Below are 16,892 nucleotides of genomic sequence, written 5' to 3' on the forward strand. Positions count from 1 at the left end.
TATGCCGTACGCGCCATGGCTCAGCGCTCATCTGCAATGGCGTCGTCGTATGCCTTGATGACCTTGACGACTGGCTTGACGTAGGAGACGGCGCGGCCCTTGTTGGGGCCCTTCTTGACGGTGTACTCCACCAGCTCAAGAACCAGCTCAGCGAGCGCCGGGCCGTCCACGGCCTCAAGGTCGTTCTCATACTCGTGAAGCACGCTGGCAAGGGTCCAGCTCCCGGACTGGAACTTGAAGACACCAAGCTCCGGATCATCCGCCAGCCTGAACGTGATGGTGATAGAAGGCGACGGGCCAAGAAGATCCTTGGCCGCTTCCTTGCGCTCCGCGAAGAGGTCCGGGCAGCCACAGTGCTTGCCTGCCTTCTCCTCGGGCGACAGGAAGACTGAGCCGTCACAGTGATGGACCAGCTTGGAGCGATTCCAGAGCTTCATGTCCGCGTAGATGGCGTCCGGGCCGTCCAGGACTACGGGGATGCTCTTGCGGTCCGTGAACACGTCGATGAAGAACTCCCCCGTGCTGTCCGTCTCTATCGGCTCTCCGCCGAAGAGCTGGGCCACGGACTGGGCAACCACGGGGTCACCCGTGGAGATCCGCCACTCAGTGAGTACTTCCGGAACGCCGTCCACGGAGCGGCCGGAGTGAAGACGGCCCACGGTGTCGTCGGTAAAGGTCTGGCGCGGCTTCGGCTTCGCGTTCGGATCGGTCGCGAAGATGGTCATGCGGTTAGCCATTCGGGCTTCTCCTCAAGTCAGCTTGAAGAGGGGCGAGCGGGGGAGGCATCTGAGCAGTGCGCCACGTGGTGCACTGCTCTCCGTCCCCCGTCCGCCCCTTCTGGGTGGCCTAGAGCGGGGGAGTTGCCCGGCTACTTGCCGCGCCGCTGAGTGCCCGTGACGAGCTTTTGTGCGCTCTTGGCGATGGCGCGGCCAATGACCGTCTTGGAATCTTCGCGGTCCCAGGTGAAGACCCGGCGCAGCGCAAGGAAGACAGAGAACACGCCTTCGTCAATACGAACCGGCTTGAACGCCCAGGCGTCCGGGGTGATGTGGAGAACGGCGGCACCGTCAAACTCCGGCATGGGCTCAGTGCTGCCGTCCGGGGCAATGATCCGGTCGGCGTGCGCGTAGGCGCTCATCTGCAAAGCCACGTCCGGGTATGTGGCCTTGCTGGTCTTCCAGTCGGCCATGAGCAGATGCGGAGCCCCGGAACGGTCCGGAGTCGGCTCGCCCTTGTCGTCCAGCCACACCGTGAGGACGGCATCAAAGGAACCGGCGTACTCATGACTGTCAGACCAGGCCACGTCTTCGGCCCGTTCAAGGCGGGGATTCACGGCCTTGAGGAAGTCCGCGAAGCGCTCCCGGTAGGGCTCAAGGTCCGGGTGGACGTGACCAACGGTCTCCCCCCGGATCATGCGCTCAAACAGGTCGTGGGCCTGAGAGCCCACGTCGGCGCGGACTTTGGTGTACCTGCGGCTGGCGCCCTTGAGGTAGTCAACGGCCCCTTGCCGGTCCCGTGCCGCCATCTGCTCCACGAACGGCAAGCTATCCACGGCGAGTTCGGCCGTCATCTTCGCGGCCCAGTACATCAGGAAGGGCTTCGGGAGCATGGCCACGACGGAGGTGACTCCGGGGTGTTTGATTTCCGGCCGGTCTGGGTGGATGTAGAAGCGGCTGCCGCCGCGCTGGATGGTGCGTACGCGTCCCACGCGTGCCCCCTTCGGGGTAGGTGTTGTGTCACCTGGTGGGGAGCGTGGGGGTTGCGCGGCTCTGTGCGGCCGCCTGCGGACACGAGAGAGCCCCGCCGGACCCGTGGGGCCAGACGGGGCTAGAAGGCGCTCAGGCGGCTGCTCAGGGCTTCACGGCGCCACATCCGCAGCACTTCACACCGGAGCCCTTGAGATCCCAGCATCCGCAGTGCGCGTCTTCGGCGCATCGCGCCGCATCAACGTACGAGTGTTCCGGCGCCGGGTCGCCGTACTCAGCGAAGAGCCGCCCGCACGGAGCGCACATCAACTTGCCGTTGTCCACCGTGCTGGACGGAAAGACCGTGATGGCCTTCTTGCCGCACAGCCCTTTCCCGGTCACCGTCCCCGCCCCCGGCACGTAGACACAGGGAGGCCCTGCCGTGCCCTCTCTGCTGAGAATGTCCACGTGCGGGAAGTCCCCGACCGTGTAGCGCTTCTTATCGCTCATTGCCACCCCTTGCGTACGGCAGTGCACCACGTGGTGCACTGCCTCTAAGCGAGAACCCCCGACCCGTTGATTGGGTCGGGGGCTTCCGTTCAGTCGACTGACGGTCAGATCGCGTTGATCTCCTTGCGGATGCTCGCGAGAAGCGCAATCAGATCGTCCTTGCGGCTGGCCTTCGCGTCTTCGTCTTCCAGCTTCTTGGCTTCGCTGATCTGCCTATCAAACGCGTTCTTGAGACGCTTGATCGGGTCGGTCTCCTTGTCCGGCGCCGGAGCGCTCAGCGAAGCGTCCGCTTCCTCCTGGGTGATCTCCCCAGCCTTGACGGCCTCTTCAAGCTGCTTCTTGCGCTCCGCCTTCTTGCGGCGCTCTTCGGCGTACTGCTCAGCGCGGGTGGTGCGGGCAAAGCCCTTGCCCATCGCCTCGTAGTAGTCGAAGACCCGCTCAGACCACTTGATAGGGCGCCGGGTGGTGTTGCCGTCCTTGTCCAGGAGCAGATTCCCCAGGTGGTCTCGGTCCTCAACCATGTAGTCCGCCGGGAACATCTCCAGCGCGTTCTTGTACTTGGCGCGCTCCGCCTCCAGGCGGTCCTTGTCCTCCTGGTAGGTCTCCGACTTCGGGTCGGGCTCTACGTCCAGCTTGCGGACGTACTCCACCGTGACGGTACGGGTGGCGCGACGGGCGTCGGTCTTGATGCCGTCAAAGGTGTCACGCACCACGTCAGCCTCAGCGTCCTCGCCCGGCTCCGGGAGCTGCTTGAGGACCTGGTCATACATGTCCGACGCGGCATCGCGGGTGATCTGCTGCCTGACAGGGAGGTCCGGGTCCCCGTCCTTGTCCCGGATGTTGGAGCGGATGGCTACCAGGACCGTGGCCACGTTGGTGCCAGCCGCGAACCGGTGCTTGGCGGCGTCAACGATCTTGTGGTAGCCGCTCTCATACAGGGCGGGAAGTTCCTTGACCTTGCTCAGGTCAGTGGTGGCAAGGTTGGCGACCTCCTTGCCCTTTGCGGGCTTGCCGTCCTTCGCGGCCTTGTCGGCAGCCGTCTTGGCCTTCTTGGCGTCCTTGACGGTCTTCTCCACGTCGGCGCGAAGGCTGGCCTTGATGCCAGCGGCACCACGGCCGGTGATGAGTTCAATGGCCGTCTTGACCTCTGCTTGAAGTTCCGTGGCCGCGTCTCCCTTGCCCTCTGTCACGAGTGACCGAAGCCGCTCCATGCTGGCCTTGATCTCCTCAACGGCCTTGTCCTGGTCCGCCTTGCTCATGGTTGCCACGGCTTCGGTCTCCTTCGTCTCTTTGGATGTACCGGTCACGGGGGTCGCGACGCGGCGGGTTACGGTCCTGTTCAGCCCGGGAATCTCAATCGCCTCTTCGGTGATCTCAACCGGGCCAGTGGGGGTCAGCTTGCTGCACTTGACGCACAGTTCAAGGTCCGGCTTCTGCTCGTGGGCTTGCCCCCAGGAGCGAAGGGGGTCCTTCGTGCGGGTCGGGCAGTAGGGAATGTTCCGACCGTGAGAGTCGGTCTCCTTAATGGCGTGGATCACGCCACCGCTCACCACGGCGCCAACGCGCACGTCTCCGCGAACCTCACTCAGTTTGAGCTTGCCAGCCACCTTGTCCCCCTCATCGGTCGTGTTGACGGCCTCGGCCGCCTCTTCTCGTGTCGCCCGCGCGCGCTGGGCCTCCGCGTACTGCGCGCTGATCTTTGCGCGGGTTGCGTGGGCGGAGCGGAGGGCTTCCGGCGTCGCTTCGTCGTCGTCTTCGTCCGCGTTCTCCAACGCCTCAACCCAGGTGTCCATGTAATCGGCCAGCCAGCCCAGGGTGTAGAAGCTCACCCAACCGACGGCGTGGCCGGTCTTCCGGGTGGGGAGAGCCAGGATCTCCGCGCGAACCTCCGGCTCTTCGTCACCCTGGAGGCATCCCGACTCATTCAGGAAGCCCTGGGCGTGCTTCGAAAGGGAGACCTTGAACTTGTCAGCCGGGGCTTCATCAGCGGCCATGGACTCAAGCTGTGCCAGCGCAGCCTTCTCGCACGTCTTGCACAGCTTGCGCGCACCCTTCCCCGCCGCGTCAAGGGCGTCGGCGAGCGACCCGAACGACTGGCCAGCGACGAAGTTGCGGGAGCGGGTGAGGGAGGGGCAAGCACTCTGAGCGTAGTAGCCGACGGCTCCGCCGGACTCTTCGCCGCTGCCGGTAGTGCGGATGGAGATGCCGTCAATGTGGTTCGTGGTCCGGTTGTACTTGATGACGTACTCCATGGCCCCGCCCTCCGCTTCAAGCCCCGCCCCTAGCGGCGCCTTGAGGGGCCAAGAATGGCATACGTACGCGCGCCCGCGCAAGGCAGTGCACCACGTGGTGCACTGGTCCAAACGCAAGAAGCCCCCTACCAGCCGCAATGACTGGTAGGGGGCTCATCCTTTTGGGTGACTCTCACTCAAGTCAGGGTGTCTGCAAGCGAGTTGAGAAGAGCGACCGTTCCGGCATTGGCCAGAGTCGCGTCAGTCGGATAGTCGTCTAGCTCGCGCTCACTGTCGTGTGTCGCTGGTACATCCGAGTAGCCGGGGCGGATGATTCGGACCAGCTTGAAGCCCCGGGCCCGAAGCGCGTCGGCTTCATTCCCGTAGCGGCAATCCGTGATCACCACGGGGAGATTCCAGCGGTCGGCCACGGCCACCTTGTCCAGGGCCAGCCCCAGCCAGAAATCCGGGTCCAGCTCCCGTACACCCTGCCCGGCATGCTGGAGTACCCGGCGGACTTCTGGAAAGCGATCCTTGGCAGTCTCCCAGCCGTAGCGCTTGACGACGGCAGTCAGCCGGACGGCCAGCGGTCCGTACCCGGCGGGCTCATAGGCCACGATGGGGTCCAGGCTCAGCGCCACGTCCTTGAGTGGGTCAGCGAAGGCCACGCGGGTGTAGGCGAAGCGGTGGACCAGGCGGGCGGCCACCGTGTCCTTACCGGTGCGTGCGCGGCCAATGAGCGCGATGTGCGGATGTGTCATGGGTCCAACTCCCGTGGCGCGTAGGTATCTTCCACGGCCACGGGAGCTGGACGGTTGCCCTAGACCTAGCGGGACCGGAAGGTGACTCCGGCCATGTCCAGAGCGTCCAGGGTCTTGCCGTTCTCAACCCGCTGGACGGCTTCACCGGTGCCCAGGATGGCGGCGCCGACGCCCAGAATGAGGGCGGTCGGAAGATCCGGGAAGTAGTGGGCCACCAGGGCGAGACCGGCAACCAAGACGGCGTAGATGCGGGTGGCGTGATCCTTGACGAAGGTCATGGGTTGGGCTCCAGTTCTGTTGTGGGTTGGGTTAGACGCGGGGCACCTTGAGAGCGTCCCACGTGGTTTTGCCGGGCCAGCCGTCTGCGTCAGCGCCGGAGAAGTCCCGCTTGCGCTGCCATGCCGCGTAGCTCTTGCGGTCGGCATCTGTCCAGCGGGGGCCCGGACCTTCGGTGTAGCGGCTGCACCCTTCCGCCACCAGGCGCTTGCCCATGGCGGTAATCAGGGGGCTCTTCGGGGCCGACTTGAAGAAGGCGGCACCAGGGAACGGCGCATACTTGGACGGCTTCGGCGGCTTGCCGCCAGCGGCCTTGACGATGCCGGGGAAGACCTCGTTGCGGAACTGGGCGGCTCGCTTGTCACCCGGGCACGCGGTGCCGCCGTCCGACCACTGGGGGAACATCCGGTGGATGCCATAGCCGGGGTCACTGTGAGACCGGCAGATCCTCAGCGGAAGCCCGTGGTGCGTATGCATCCACGCGCCCAGCTTGATAAGCGTGGCGACCTGATCCGGCGTCCAGGAATCGGTGTGCCTGAGGTTGCTGGCCGTCTCGACACTTACGGCGCCTGTGCCGTCGCCCCTACGGTTGGCGTACATGTTGGAATCCGCGCGGGTCTCTGTGCCGATGAACTGCGCTATCCGGCCGTCGAAGCCGACCCCGAAATGACTTTCAAGGTTGGTGGAGTACTTCCAATACTCGTACGTCCGCTCAGGGGTCCACGGGGCAGCGATGGAATGGAAGATGAGTTGCGTTGGCCGGATGGCTTGCTGGGAGTCACTTTCCGGCTGCACTTCCATCTTCTTGGCTCCGGGATACCAGGCCATTGGGTGCACTCCTCTGCGGTAGGGCAGTGCACCATGTGGTGCACTGGTTGTGTTTGGTACAGGAGCGGGACGGTTACGACGTGATATCGGCCGCAGAGGTGGCGGGGCTGGGAGAGTCGTCCCCCAGCGCTGTGCCGGTCCAACTGCCTCGCAGGTCGTTGCCGTGGCGCGCGATGCTGCGGCATGTGTCCGTGATGGACAGTGCGCTAATGGCCTGGTTGCCGCTGCCGTTGGGCCGCACCTTGTTGCCGACGACGCGGGCGGAGTTCGCCCCGCTGGAAAGCCGGATGCCGTAGTACGTCGCGTTGGCCGCACTGCCGGGGCCCGATATCAAATTCGTCTGGATCTGGATATCCGCTCCGCCCTGGACCAGGACGCCCGTCTGAGCCGGGTCAATGATGTTGTTCGCGGTGAAGGAAACACTCGTACCGTTCACGGCGGTTAGGCCGTTGCCGCCGCAGCGCAACACCTGGTTTCCGGTGGCGGTCAGCAGAGAGCACAATTCGGTAGAGATACCGGTGCCGGTCGCCCCGCTGATGACATTGCCGAAGACCGATACTCTCTCGGCCCGCTGAAAGCGCATCGCGTTGCCGGAGGAATTGACCACAGTATTGCCGGTGACGGTCACCTCCTGGACCACGCCCGTAGCCTCTCCCAGCACAACAATGGGTTCGTCGTAGGCACCGCACGAGCGGAGGACGTTGCCCGTGATGGCGATATCACGCATGAGCTGGGAGGCGTTGGTCACCGTGCCATCCGGCTTCTTGGTGTCTTCCGGGTCCGTGGAGATGACCGACCGCAGACGCACGCCTGAGCCGCACCCCTGGAACGTGTTGGCCGATACCGTCAAGTCCTCCCAGTTGTAGGCGCTGACGGCGTACTGAGACAGGTCACGGAAGCTATTGCCGACGATGCGGATTCGGCGGTGCCAACGGTCGATAGTCGCGGAGTGGGAACCGATGCCGCGCGGCCATGCCGTCGTACCCGGCGTGCCGGACGGTCCGAAGTAGCAGCCGGATATCTCAATGTCTTGCGATGCCTGGTGGTCGTACGGGCCGAAGCCGCCGAAGACGCCGGACATTTTGGCAAGGTCAAGCTGGACGGCCTCGCTGAAATCCCGCTGCCCGGGGTCCACGTAGCCCAGGAAGCGGCAGCCCCGAATGATGCCGTGCTCCGTCGAGTTGAGTTCCACCGCGTGATAGCCGCTCACGTCGCGGATCTCCACGCCCTGAATGGTGACGTTCCGCGCGTGCCCGATGCTGATGCACATGGCCGGGGCGGTAAGCCCGTTGGCAGTGCCCCTCATGTCAAGGGTGCCGCCCTCAATGACGATATTGCCGTGTCCCTCATAGCCGCCGAACGTCTGGCCAGCGTCGCCGTTGAGAATCAAGGTCTCTGCGGCACCGCGTCGCAGGATGGCCCCGGGCAGCATCGTGAGCCGTGTATTGCGGCGGATGCGCAGAGGCAGGGTGGAGAGCAGATAGGTACCGGCTGGCACGATGACCTGTCCGCCCCCGGCGGCATAGACGGCGTCGAGAGCCGCCTGGAAGGAGGGCGCGTCATTCGTACTGCCGTCGCCCCGGGCGCCGTAAGCGCGGACGCTACGCGCACCGGCTATCTCCCTGGCGCTGAACGCGCCATCGGTGGCAAGGGAGCCGACCCCGGAGCGGTACAGGGTGGTGTCCCTGTCGGCGACACCGGACCCCCATGCCATGTAGCCGTCAGCGCGTGCGCGCCACCGGTCGAAGGTCTCCGCCCCGATGATGGCAGCGAGAGCGGTAGCCGTCGCGGACGCAAGTTGGCTCCGGACCACCCCGGTTACTACGCCACCGGTCGCAGCAAGCGCCCCCACGTCGGCAGGCTTGAGGATGATTTGCGGCCCTAGGTAGCCGTTGACGCTGTCCACTGACCCGTTGCCGGGGTCGCCCTTCGCGCCCTTGAGTGAGGCGACCCATTCGGCCTCAGTGCCCTGGTAGCCGTTCTCCAGGGCCACCTGATAGGCGCTCAGACCCGGAACAGGGACGAAGTGGGGAGTAGTCGGGTCAGCGGTGACAATGTCGGCAAGGTCCACATCCGCAAGGGACTTCGGCAGCACCACATTAAAGGTGCGCCCGCCGATCACCCCGGACAGGTTCTCTTTGACCAGATAGGCCCAGCCGGACGGCTGCATGTCCGGCGCATCCGTAGCGGGAAGGCGGACGGAGAAACGGCCGTTCTCATCCAGCGGAGCTACCACGGGGCCAGCAATGAAAACATCCGACGCCGGGAACGTCAGCATTGACGGAGCGTTGAAAGTGACCGTTCCGGCCAGCGGGCGCCCGTCCGGGCCCAGGTAGGTTCCATGGACGGTCACGGTCGGAATGCTTGCGGGCAGCGCAAGCGCCATGGTGGCCCCCTATTCAGTTGTGGTGAGCAGTGCACCACGTGGTGCACTGCCCTAGCGGTTGTTGAGGAGTTCCCGGACCCGGTCGTGAAGCTCCTGGTTCTCCCGGCGCACTTCTCGCAGTTCGGCGCGCAGGGCGGAAAGCTCCTGTTCCTGACGGTCTACCTTGCTTCGGTACGCCTCTGCCTCTTCCCGCCATGAGGCTTGCATTCCTGTGCGGAAACGACGAAGGGCGACGGCCATGAAGACCAGGAGCGGAGCGACGATTTCAGCGGTGCCGTAGAGGCGGGTTAGGTCCATGTCTCCTCACACACCGAAGTGCGGCTCATTGATATCTGGACCACGGCCCCAAGAGCCGCCGGACCCGCGCACCCATGCCCAGCCGAACGAGGACGCTTCGGGGATGCGATCCGCCGGTAGTCCTACGCAATAGTGCATGGACGACAGGCCGTAAGACCCTTCGTCGCGGTTGGGTACAGTCAGGAAGTCCGGCGCCCATTTACTGTTCTCGCGGTAGGTGGGAACCCACCACCATTTTCCGTCATCCCCCTGTTTGTATCCCCAGTTGAGGATGCCGTCATTGACGTCTGACCCCTCCGGGGCAGCGATGGCATAGAAGGTCTGCCCCTTCGGCTTCTCCGGCCCCTTCTTGTACCTGTGCTGTAGCTCAATGGTGTAGATGGTGGTGTCGTCTTCGTAGTCCCAGCCGTACGGAATCTGGTGCACCCAGCGCATGACGCATACACCTACCTGCCGGGAGGCCATGCCGGTCAAATTGAAGACGCCGGAGGCGCTGACTATCTCGCGCTCTGCCTTGCCGGTGTGCCTGAATGCGGCTAGGCGGATTTCCGCCTCCCGCCTGCCGGTAAGGAGCCAGTCCGTGATGAACTTCACCTCCACCCGGTCAAATACCAGGCCGGTTACGTTGGCGATACCGAAGGATGACCAGATATTGCCGCCTACGGCGGGGCGGCTTTGGGCGGCCCATTCCACCTGGGGATACCGGTCGAACCTGTTAGCTGGCGCGGGGGCGCGCTCAATGGCCGCCAGCCGTCGCTTGACCTCTGCGAGTTCATTGACCAGCGACGGCGGTACGACATTAGCTTGCGTCGGCATTGGTGAACACGTCCTTACTTGCCAGGGCGAGGGAAATACTTTCGGAGCCGTTCACGTCCACCGTCGTAGCGCATTCCGTCACCACGAATTCGTCATACAGCGCGACGTACCCGGCATCCACCTGGATGGCCGCGTACTCACCGGGGATGAATTCTGCCGGGCTGAAAATTCCGGGGTAGAGGGTGAGTTCAGGGATGGCGACGGGGACAGCTCCGGCGTTGATGGTGGCTGACGCCTTGTCGAAGAGCGTCTGTGTTTCCTTCACATCGCTGTACGTGGCGACCTTGACCCGCTCCGGCATGCGCTCTGCTAGCGAGCGGTTGACCTTGCCTGCCACCAGCTTGCCGCCGTTGCCGGGGTCGGCGCCGATGGCGTATGCCTGTGTGCACAGGGCCGTACTGTCGTAGGCGACGCGAGTGACGTTGCAATTGGCCCGGTGCGTGAGGCGGTGTGCGGTCTTCACCCCGGACCGGTCCGCGATGACGAACCGGTTCCCTATCTGCTTGTCCGGCACCTTCCAGTACGCCTCATAGCGGAAGTTGAAACCGCCGATGTTGTCGGCCAGCTCCTCAATCGCCTCGGCGGCATTCCTGAGTTCGTACCGGGTCCACATGGCCGTTCTGAAACGCCCTAGGCCGATACGCCGCAACTGGCTCGCGTCGGTGCCAATGCCGTTGTCGGCATTGAAGTAGGCGAACCAGTTTTGCAGAAGCTTCGTCTGTTCCTGAAGCCTCGTTGACCAGCCGCTAGCGAAGTGCCGCGCCTTGTAATGCGAGTGAAAGCCGGAGGCATTCAGAGTCAGCGTTCCGGCGGCTATGTCGGCGGACAGGGTCCACAGAATGCCGCCCCACACGGGGATGCCGTCCCGCAGCACCACAAGCCCGCTTACGCCGGGGACCAGCGACTCAGAGTCTGCTTCCGGCGCGAACAGTGGGATACCGACCGTAGCCGCCCCCGGAGCGTTCAGCGTGTGAGTGAACGAAAGGCCGGTGACGGGCAGCGGGCGCACGACGTTCCCGGTCTTCATTTCGGTCTGTACGACGGCATACGTTGCGCTCATCAGACCCACCTGTCCCGCCACGTGATAGTTGCCGTCGTCGCCCGGCTCTGCGCTTCGCTGGTCAGTTTCAGCCGGTGCTCTCCGAAGTTGTACTCAGGCCACACAGAGCCCTGGGTGATGCGGTCTTTGAAGTCGTTGCCCGCATCTGAAAGGACGGTCTGGGCCGTGGCGTCAATCGTCACGTTGCCGCCGTAGGTCAGCCCGAAGTACTGGCCGGTGACTTCATCCATGAGCACGCAGTTCGCTGCGTTCTCCAGCCGGATCACGGGAAGCGCCGGAACGGAGCCGACGTGCGTGAACCGGAGCCGGGGGTCCGACCCCTGCCAGGGGCTGGAGAGCGGGTAGGTGCGGAGCGCATCACCATAGATGTGCGGATCAGTGGCGAACAGTTCCACCACGATGTTGCACACCCGGTGCATGAAGTTGAGGTCAAGGGGTGCGGAGCGCTTGCGGGGGCGCACGTTCACGAAGCCGGTGCGGTCCCCGGCAACCCCTGGGAAACGGAAGCGAAAGGGCCGCTCCCGCTCCGCCGGTCGGAAAGCCGCGTACACCTCACTGAGTGCGGCCGTGAACTCCTCCCGCGTACGCCCGTATACCTCAAGCGTGAGCGTCACGGCGCGGCCGTTCATGTAGTCGTCGCCCGGATAGAGCCCATGCCGCTGAACAAGTGTGAGGTCCGCCGTTCGGATATCCGGCAGCGACAGGAGGCCGTCCACGCCCACCAGGGATATGGCGGTATCCGGACGGCCCATGACCAGCCCCGCGAACTCGCATGTCCAGTCGTCCAGATCCGCCATGGCGGCCCCCTGTTCAGTTGTGGTGGGCAGTGCACCACGTGGTGCACTGCCTAGCTGGCGACCCGCAGAGCCCAGGCGACTTCGCGGCCGATGCTGTACGGGTCGGCGTTACTGGTGACGTTGACCGTGACCGGGCCGCCTGCCGGTGCGGCGTGGTTGGGCGTGACGTGTGACCCTGCGGGCAGGTTGACCCATTCCGGCCCACGCTCACCGACCCGTGTGAGCCCGGCAGCCGGGCCGCCCATGGCGCGGATTTTGGGGATGGGGCTATCCGGCAGGTTGATGGAAAGCCGCCCCCATCCGAGTTTGTTGGGAATGGCCCAGTTCAATAGGTCAATGACTCCGTTGATGGCTCCCTTAGCGGCGCCAGTCACGGAGCTTGCCAGCGATGCGGCGAAGCCGCCGAGGCGGGAAAGGCCGCCCTTGATTCCGTCGATGACCACGCGTCCGATGTTCAGCGCGGCGTTCTTCACTGATCCCGCAGTACTGGCGATCCGACCGGGAAGGGAGGCGAAAAAACTGATCACGCCTTGAAGCCCTTCCTTCGCCCGGTCCTTGACGTAGCCGAATGCCGCCGCCGTGGCCCGCTTGATGGTGTCCCAGTGCTTGATGATCAGACCCGGTCCCGTGAAGTTGAGGAACAGGTTTTTGATCAGCTCGAAGACGCCCTTGATCCTCTCCCACACGGCCTGGAAGGCGGACCCCGTCGCCTTCTTGATGCTGTCCCAGTTGGCCCAGATAAGAGCGGCCAGAGCAACGACGGCGGCAATGATCAGAGGAATGGGGCCCATGGCGAGTACCCACGCGGCAGCGATGCGGGCTCCCTGAATCATGGCCTGTGCGCCCATAAGGACCCACTGGCCGACCATGATTGCCGCGTTGAGGACGGCGGCAGCCGCCCCGGCAATCCACTGCCCGACGATGACGGCGCCGGATATGAGCGCCTGCCCGCCCGCCTTGAGCCAGCCGCCGACCACGGCCCAGGATGCGGCCACCTGGGTTGCTGCCGAAGTGGTGGCCGTCGTGCCCGTGGTGATCCACGCGCCTACGGCCTTCGCCCCGGCAATGACGGACTGGACGCCCCACTGGATGAGGGCGGGCAGCAAGAGCGTGGTGATAACCCCCGCCACGGCCAAGATCGGGGCCTTGTTCCGCTCCATCCATCCGGCCAGTGTCGCCAGCTTGTCCGCCAGCCCCTCAAGGGCGGGCAGGACCGTGCCGCCGATGGCGTCCACGGCAAGCGTCTGAAGCCCGCGCCAGAAGGCTGTGAGCTTCTGTGACGCGTTGTCGTGCATGGTCTTGCCCGCACGGTCCGCCGCTCCGTTGACCTTGTCCAGACCGTTGGACGCTGCCGCTGACGCCGGGTCCATGGCGTACAGCGCGTCACCCATGACGTTCGCTGGATCTCCGAACAGGGCAGCCGCAGCGTTGAGCTTGACTGTCTCGTCCTTCGTCCCGCGTAGCGCCTTGAGCGTCATTCCCAACGCTTCCTGCGCCGACTTTCCGCCCTTGCCCATCCGGGCGGCTATGTCATCTGCGTCCAGGCCAATGGACTGGAACGCGTCCTCTACGGCCGTGCCGCCCGCAACGGCCAACTCTCCAAATTGGCCGATGGCATCGGCCACCTGGTCGGAGTCCCGGGCGCCAGCCTGGAGAGCCTGAGAGATCAGGCCCATGGCCGTCTTGCCGTCCAGCCCAACGCGCTGGAACTGGACGGAATATTCGTTGAACGTGTCCAGCAAGTCCCCGGCTTTGTTGCTGCCGTTCTGGGCGCCGACAACGAGAATGTCAAACGCCTCTTTGGCGTTCTTGGCCATTCCCGTCTTGAGCATGGTCCCTACCGCATTCGCGGTAGGCCCTACTTCGTCACCCAGGACGGCGGCCACGTCCATAGCAGACTTGCCGACCTTCGCCATTTCGTCGGCTGTCGCGCCAGCGGGGACAAGGCCCTGTTGCCACAGATTCTTCAGTGCCTCATTGGCGTCGGCTACTGACTCGCCCCAGCCGGATGTGTAGATAGCGCCTGCCGCCTCACCCAGCCGCTTAGCCTCTTCCGGACTGGCGCCTAGCTGAGCCGCCAGGAGGTCACTACCGGCTTCCCGGTCCATTGCCTCACTGATACCGGCCACCAGCCCAGCACCGACGGCCAGACCAGCGGCAGCGGCAAGCCCGCCGAAGCTCTCGGCAAGCCCTCCCAGCGAATCCCCCGCCTCGTCGCCAGCGTCAGCGACCTCATCCCCCAGCCGCCCCGCTTCTTCGGTGGCCTGACGTAGCGCCTCTTCGACACGATCACCGAAGCCGGTCACGTCCGACGCGCCAGCATTCAGTGACTGGCTCAGGTCGTCCAGATCACCCAAAAGCGTGATCGTAATGGGCTTCGCCACGCCGCCCGCCCCCTATTCAGTTATGTCATAACCGGCGTCCGCCGCTCCCCCGGCGCCGGTCTGCCGGAGCGACCACGAGAAGCCCGCCGCTCCGCCTTGTGTTGTGCTGCGATATCGGCTGCCATCTGGTCAGCCAGGGTGTTGAAGTCCCTCAGCGAGAGCGCGCGCACGTCCGACCACGTCATGCCCTTGAAGTGGCCGACCATGCGCGCGCACGTGATCACTCGCTGAGCGCGGAAGGGTCCTTGCGGGACTTCTGCTTGAACTGAATCTTGAGCTTGCCCGCGTCCTCTGCCGTAAAGGAGGGGTCCTCCCGGCGCTTGATGACCACGGCCATTGCGCGCAGCATCTTCGCCTTGCGTGCGCCGGGCTTCGCCAGCGAATCCAGCGGGCCGTCAATGATCTCTTCGATAACGTCGATTTCATCAATGGTGAGACTGTCGATATCCAGCGACAGAACCTCATCCAGCGAACCGGCTGTGTCGGCCTTCTTGCCCATATTCAGTTCTCCTGTATTCAGTTTTCGAGCTTGTTGCGGAGCACAGCGGATATCTCACGCTCGTACGTCTCGGCTACCCGGTCACTGTTACGGGCCATGGCCCGGTACAGGAACCTGTTCGGGCGGATTCCGCGCTTGGGGTAGCCGAAGTGGATTGCGCCCGCGTAGGGGGCGCGGGAGGCGGTTCCCGCCTTGATGGCAGCGGAGTTGGCCGACGCGACGACCTTGACTGAACGCGCCAGCTTCCCAGGCCGGTACTTCCTGTTGTCCTTGCGCGTCCGGGTGTGCTGCGGGACGCCTCGCTGAGCATCCGGCTTGATCAGCTCCGCCGCTTCCTTGTTGACCTCCCGTACGCGCTTGCTCAGGTCTTTGTCCTTGAGCTGGCGCAAGGTCCTCTTGAGCTGGTTAAGCCCTTCCACTCTGACGGAGAAACGCGAGCCTGCCACGGCGTCCAACCCCCTAGCAGTGCACCATGTGGTGCACTGGCCTACTTCTTCACCGTTGGAACGAACCCCGGCGTGGGCTCCGTGTACGTCAGTCGGATAGCGGCACGGCCGTCCCCCGGGTCCAGGATGCGAAAGGGAAGCTCCGAGACGGTCACGTCATCAACGCTGGCTTCCGGAGCGTCCCCAGTGAACTGGACGGCGGGAAGGTCGATCTTCATAGACGCGCCCGGAGTGATACCGGCGAAGTCCAGGGTCAGGGAAGCCACCTTCCCGGCAATGAACGCTTCGTACACCCGCAGCGCACCCGTGGTGAACTCGCCCTCTAGCGTCCCCTCGTATGTCGGCATGGCCGCCCGTACGGGAATCTTCTTGAGGGCGTCGGCCCGCAGGAAGCGCCGGTCGGTCTTCAGGCCCCTGTCTCCCGTCAATTCAAGGGAGTTGGCATCCAGGGGCACGTCGGCGCCGTCGATGTTCACCGCGATAGCCGTGCGAGTCCAGTCGTAGACGGCGGCCTTTGCCGGGTACGTGATCGGCAGCGCGTCAGCGGGCTTGTCCGAATGGCTCACGTCCTGAAAGTCAAAGGTGACGGTCGCCGTGACGGCGTTCTCCACCTCTGCCTTGAGTTCCCACTCAGTGGCCACACACCCGACGTGGCGATAGGCCACGGTCTTGCCGTCCGTGGTCGGCCGGAGCATCTGAGCCGTGAAGCTGGGCGACTCGCTGACGGCCGCCGTCTCGAAGACGTGGACGGTCATACCGGTAGTCGGGTTGGGGGTGCCACCGTCGTACTTGTCGAAGATGGCGGAGAACAGGGCCACCGCCCCGGCGTCGAGAACGTCGACTTCGAGTTCACCCTCCCCACCCATGTTGACGACGTTCCGGCGGTCGGCGCGGGCCGTCTGCATGCCCGCCCGGAAGCCGACGCTTTCGATAAACTCCCGGGTGGTCTTCCAGCTATCGGACTTGCCCTCATAGCCCAGCGTGGCGGTAGCCGCCGTGCCGTAAGTCGTTTCCTTGCCAATGCCAATAGCAGCGTCCAGCGCCATACCGGCCCCCTGTTCAGTTATGTGGTCCGTCCGCGTACGCGGACGCGGACAGTCAGCGCGGCGTACGCGCCGTCAGTGGATTCGGCCGTCTCCGTCTCGGAGGACTCAGGGCGTACGTCCAGGAGCCCGGCGACGCTCCCCGGGGCGACAGCCCGGCAGGCTTCGGAGACGGCCTCACGGAGCCCGTAGAGGGTGCGCTCAGCGGCCATCGGGTCACCGGGCGAGATCACCAGGGCATGCACGTCCACGTAGCCCGTAACGGATGTGGGCTTGCGCGGGCCCTGCCTCATGGCAGTGACGTTCATTTCGTCTTCCAGGGTGGCGCCCAGCCACACCTGTTGACGCCGGTCGCTCTTGCCCGTCTCCGCCCACGTGCACTGGACCCCAGCGGGGACCGTGGCCTTGAGCGCCTGGAACAGAGCGGCCTTCGCTTCGAAGATGAGCACGGCGCCCCCTAGATGAACGTGAACGGCAGACGGACGCGATACCTGTTCAAGTGCGCATTGACTTCCGGCAACGACGTTGGACGCCACGTGCCTCCCGCTTGCGCAAGCTGGACGGAACCGAACTCGCTTTGAAGCTGAAGCGCCCGGTCGGGAATGCGCGAGACCAGGTCAAGGCAGTACTGACGCGCCAGCGTCCGCACACACCAGCGGATCGTTTCCGGCGGCGCGTCTACGCCCTCCCAATTGCGCCCGCAGTAGACCTCAACGACTTCCACCGCATACGCGATAGCGTCCGCCAGCGTGCCGTCAGGGAAAAGCGTGGTGTCTTCCAGGCCGTCCAGTGCGCGGACTTCCTCAACGGTGGCGTACGACATGACACCCCCTATCCAGTCGAAGGGGGACCAGCGCACCATGTGGTGCACTG

The 16,892-nt window shown here is 64.7% G+C and carries 18 protein-coding genes; all 18 read right to left on the minus strand.

Annotation, left to right across the window (positions count from 1 at the left end; all coding sequences use genetic code 11):
• Positions 1 to 20 precede the first annotated feature (20 nt).
• Positions 21 to 725, minus strand: coding sequence for a hypothetical protein (locus IG54_RS0108545; RefSeq protein ID WP_234336065.1), 705 nt, complete (start codon positions 723 to 725; stop codon positions 21 to 23).
• Between the two features lie 143 nt (positions 726 to 868).
• Entirely contained in the window at positions 869 to 1,708 is an 840-nt protein-coding gene (locus IG54_RS0108550) for a hypothetical protein (protein ID WP_030779315.1), read from the minus strand.
• 142 nt (positions 1,709 to 1,850) lie between these two features.
• The gene (locus IG54_RS41950; protein ID WP_158708844.1) at positions 1,851 to 2,195 is read right to left on the minus strand and encodes a hypothetical protein; all 345 of its coding nucleotides are present in this window, start codon (positions 2,193 to 2,195) and stop codon (positions 1,851 to 1,853) included.
• Between the two features lie 104 nt (positions 2,196 to 2,299).
• The gene (locus tag IG54_RS0108555; RefSeq protein ID WP_030779318.1) at positions 2,300 to 4,447 is read right to left on the minus strand and encodes a hypothetical protein; all 2,148 of its coding nucleotides are present in this window, start codon (positions 4,445 to 4,447) and stop codon (positions 2,300 to 2,302) included.
• Positions 4,448 to 4,623: 176 nt separating this feature from the next.
• Positions 4,624 to 5,187 carry a hypothetical protein gene (locus IG54_RS0108560; RefSeq protein ID WP_030779321.1) on the minus strand — a complete coding sequence of 188 codons (564 nt, stop codon included), beginning with the start codon at positions 5,185 to 5,187 and terminating at the stop codon, positions 4,624 to 4,626.
• A gap of 65 nt (positions 5,188 to 5,252) precedes the next feature.
• Positions 5,253 to 5,465, minus strand: a complete 213-nt coding sequence (locus IG54_RS0108565) for a hypothetical protein (RefSeq protein WP_030779324.1) — start codon at positions 5,463 to 5,465, stop codon at positions 5,253 to 5,255.
• Between the two features lie 31 nt (positions 5,466 to 5,496).
• Entirely contained in the window at positions 5,497 to 6,291 is a 795-nt protein-coding gene (locus IG54_RS39645) for a peptidoglycan-binding protein (RefSeq protein WP_063756205.1), read from the minus strand.
• A 73-nt stretch (positions 6,292 to 6,364) separates the two neighbouring features.
• Positions 6,365 to 8,677: a right-handed parallel beta-helix repeat-containing protein gene (locus IG54_RS0108575; protein ID WP_234336067.1), complete on the minus strand. Its 2,313-nt coding sequence runs from the start codon at positions 8,675 to 8,677 to the stop codon at positions 6,365 to 6,367.
• 51 nt (positions 8,678 to 8,728) lie between these two features.
• Positions 8,729 to 8,974: a hypothetical protein gene (locus IG54_RS0108580; protein ID WP_030779333.1), complete on the minus strand. Its 246-nt coding sequence runs from the start codon at positions 8,972 to 8,974 to the stop codon at positions 8,729 to 8,731.
• Between the two features lie 6 nt (positions 8,975 to 8,980).
• Complete coding sequence (locus IG54_RS0108585) at positions 8,981 to 9,790, minus strand: hypothetical protein (RefSeq protein WP_030779336.1); 810 nt, start codon at positions 9,788 to 9,790, stop codon at positions 8,981 to 8,983.
• Entirely contained in the window at positions 9,774 to 10,850 is a 1,077-nt protein-coding gene (locus tag IG54_RS0108590; protein ID WP_030779339.1) for a hypothetical protein, read from the minus strand. Before IG54_RS0108590 ends, IG54_RS0108585 begins: the two co-directional genes overlap by 17 nt.
• Entirely contained in the window at positions 10,850 to 11,647 is a 798-nt protein-coding gene (locus IG54_RS0108595) for a phage tail family protein (protein ID WP_030779342.1), read from the minus strand. Before IG54_RS0108595 ends, IG54_RS0108590 begins: the two co-directional genes overlap by 1 nt.
• 50 nt (positions 11,648 to 11,697) lie before the next feature.
• Positions 11,698 to 14,031 carry a phage tail tape measure protein gene (locus IG54_RS0108600; RefSeq protein ID WP_030779357.1) on the minus strand — a complete coding sequence of 778 codons (2,334 nt, stop codon included), beginning with the start codon at positions 14,029 to 14,031 and terminating at the stop codon, positions 11,698 to 11,700.
• Between the two features lie 220 nt (positions 14,032 to 14,251).
• On the minus strand, positions 14,252 to 14,530 hold the full coding sequence (locus tag IG54_RS0108610) for a hypothetical protein (protein WP_030779360.1): 279 nt from the start codon (positions 14,528 to 14,530) through the stop codon (positions 14,252 to 14,254).
• A 17-nt stretch (positions 14,531 to 14,547) separates the two neighbouring features.
• Entirely contained in the window at positions 14,548 to 14,976 is a 429-nt protein-coding gene (locus IG54_RS0108615; protein ID WP_030779363.1) for an HK97-gp10 family putative phage morphogenesis protein, read from the minus strand.
• A gap of 41 nt (positions 14,977 to 15,017) precedes the next feature.
• On the minus strand, positions 15,018 to 16,022 hold the full coding sequence (locus IG54_RS0108620; protein ID WP_030779367.1) for a phage tail tube protein: 1,005 nt from the start codon (positions 16,020 to 16,022) through the stop codon (positions 15,018 to 15,020).
• Between the two features lie 17 nt (positions 16,023 to 16,039).
• On the minus strand, positions 16,040 to 16,468 hold the full coding sequence (locus IG54_RS0108625; protein ID WP_030779369.1) for a hypothetical protein: 429 nt from the start codon (positions 16,466 to 16,468) through the stop codon (positions 16,040 to 16,042).
• Positions 16,469 to 16,476: 8 nt separating this feature from the next.
• Positions 16,477 to 16,842 (minus strand): hypothetical protein, encoded by a 366-nt coding sequence (locus IG54_RS0108630; protein ID WP_030779372.1) that lies wholly within the window; start codon positions 16,840 to 16,842, stop codon positions 16,477 to 16,479.
• Between the last annotated feature and the right edge of the window lie 50 nt (positions 16,843 to 16,892).

The sequence above is a fragment of the Streptomyces sp. NRRL S-920 genome (assembly GCF_000717945.1).
In the GTDB taxonomy this organism is placed as follows: Bacteria; Actinomycetota; Actinomycetes; order Streptomycetales; family Streptomycetaceae; genus Streptomyces; species Streptomyces alboniger.

Excerpts from the sequence above, each read along its gene's own strand:
- IG54_RS0108580 (WP_030779333.1), bottom strand. The coding sequence starts at position 8,974 with ATGGACCTAACCCGCCTCTACGGCACCGCTGAAATCGTCGCTCCGCTC.
- IG54_RS0108545 (WP_234336065.1), bottom strand. The coding sequence starts at position 725 with ATGACCATCTTCGCGACCGATCCGAACGCGAAGCCGAAGCCGCGCCAG.
- IG54_RS0108555 (WP_030779318.1), bottom strand. The coding sequence starts at position 4,447 with ATGGAGTACGTCATCAAGTACAACCGGACCACGAACCACATTGACGGC.
- IG54_RS0108575 (WP_234336067.1), bottom strand. The coding sequence starts at position 8,677 with ATGGCGCTTGCGCTGCCCGCAAGCATTCCGACCGTGACCGTCCATGGA.
- IG54_RS0108620 (WP_030779367.1), bottom strand. The coding sequence starts at position 16,022 with ATGGCGCTGGACGCTGCTATTGGCATTGGCAAGGAAACGACTTACGGC.
- IG54_RS0108630 (WP_030779372.1), bottom strand. The coding sequence starts at position 16,842 with ATGTCGTACGCCACCGTTGAGGAAGTCCGCGCACTGGACGGCCTGGAA.
- IG54_RS0108585 (WP_030779336.1), bottom strand. The coding sequence starts at position 9,790 with ATGCCGACGCAAGCTAATGTCGTACCGCCGTCGCTGGTCAATGAACTC.
- IG54_RS0108595 (WP_030779342.1), bottom strand. The coding sequence starts at position 11,647 with ATGGCGGATCTGGACGACTGGACATGCGAGTTCGCGGGGCTGGTCATG.
- IG54_RS0108590 (WP_030779339.1), bottom strand. The coding sequence starts at position 10,850 with ATGAGCGCAACGTATGCCGTCGTACAGACCGAAATGAAGACCGGGAAC.
- IG54_RS0108565 (WP_030779324.1), bottom strand. The coding sequence starts at position 5,465 with ATGACCTTCGTCAAGGATCACGCCACCCGCATCTACGCCGTCTTGGTT.
- IG54_RS0108560 (WP_030779321.1), bottom strand. The coding sequence starts at position 5,187 with ATGACACATCCGCACATCGCGCTCATTGGCCGCGCACGCACCGGTAAG.
- IG54_RS0108610 (WP_030779360.1), bottom strand. The coding sequence starts at position 14,530 with ATGGGCAAGAAGGCCGACACAGCCGGTTCGCTGGATGAGGTTCTGTCG.
- IG54_RS41950 (WP_158708844.1), bottom strand. The coding sequence starts at position 2,195 with ATGAGCGATAAGAAGCGCTACACGGTCGGGGACTTCCCGCACGTGGAC.
- IG54_RS39645 (WP_063756205.1), bottom strand. The coding sequence starts at position 6,291 with ATGGCCTGGTATCCCGGAGCCAAGAAGATGGAAGTGCAGCCGGAAAGT.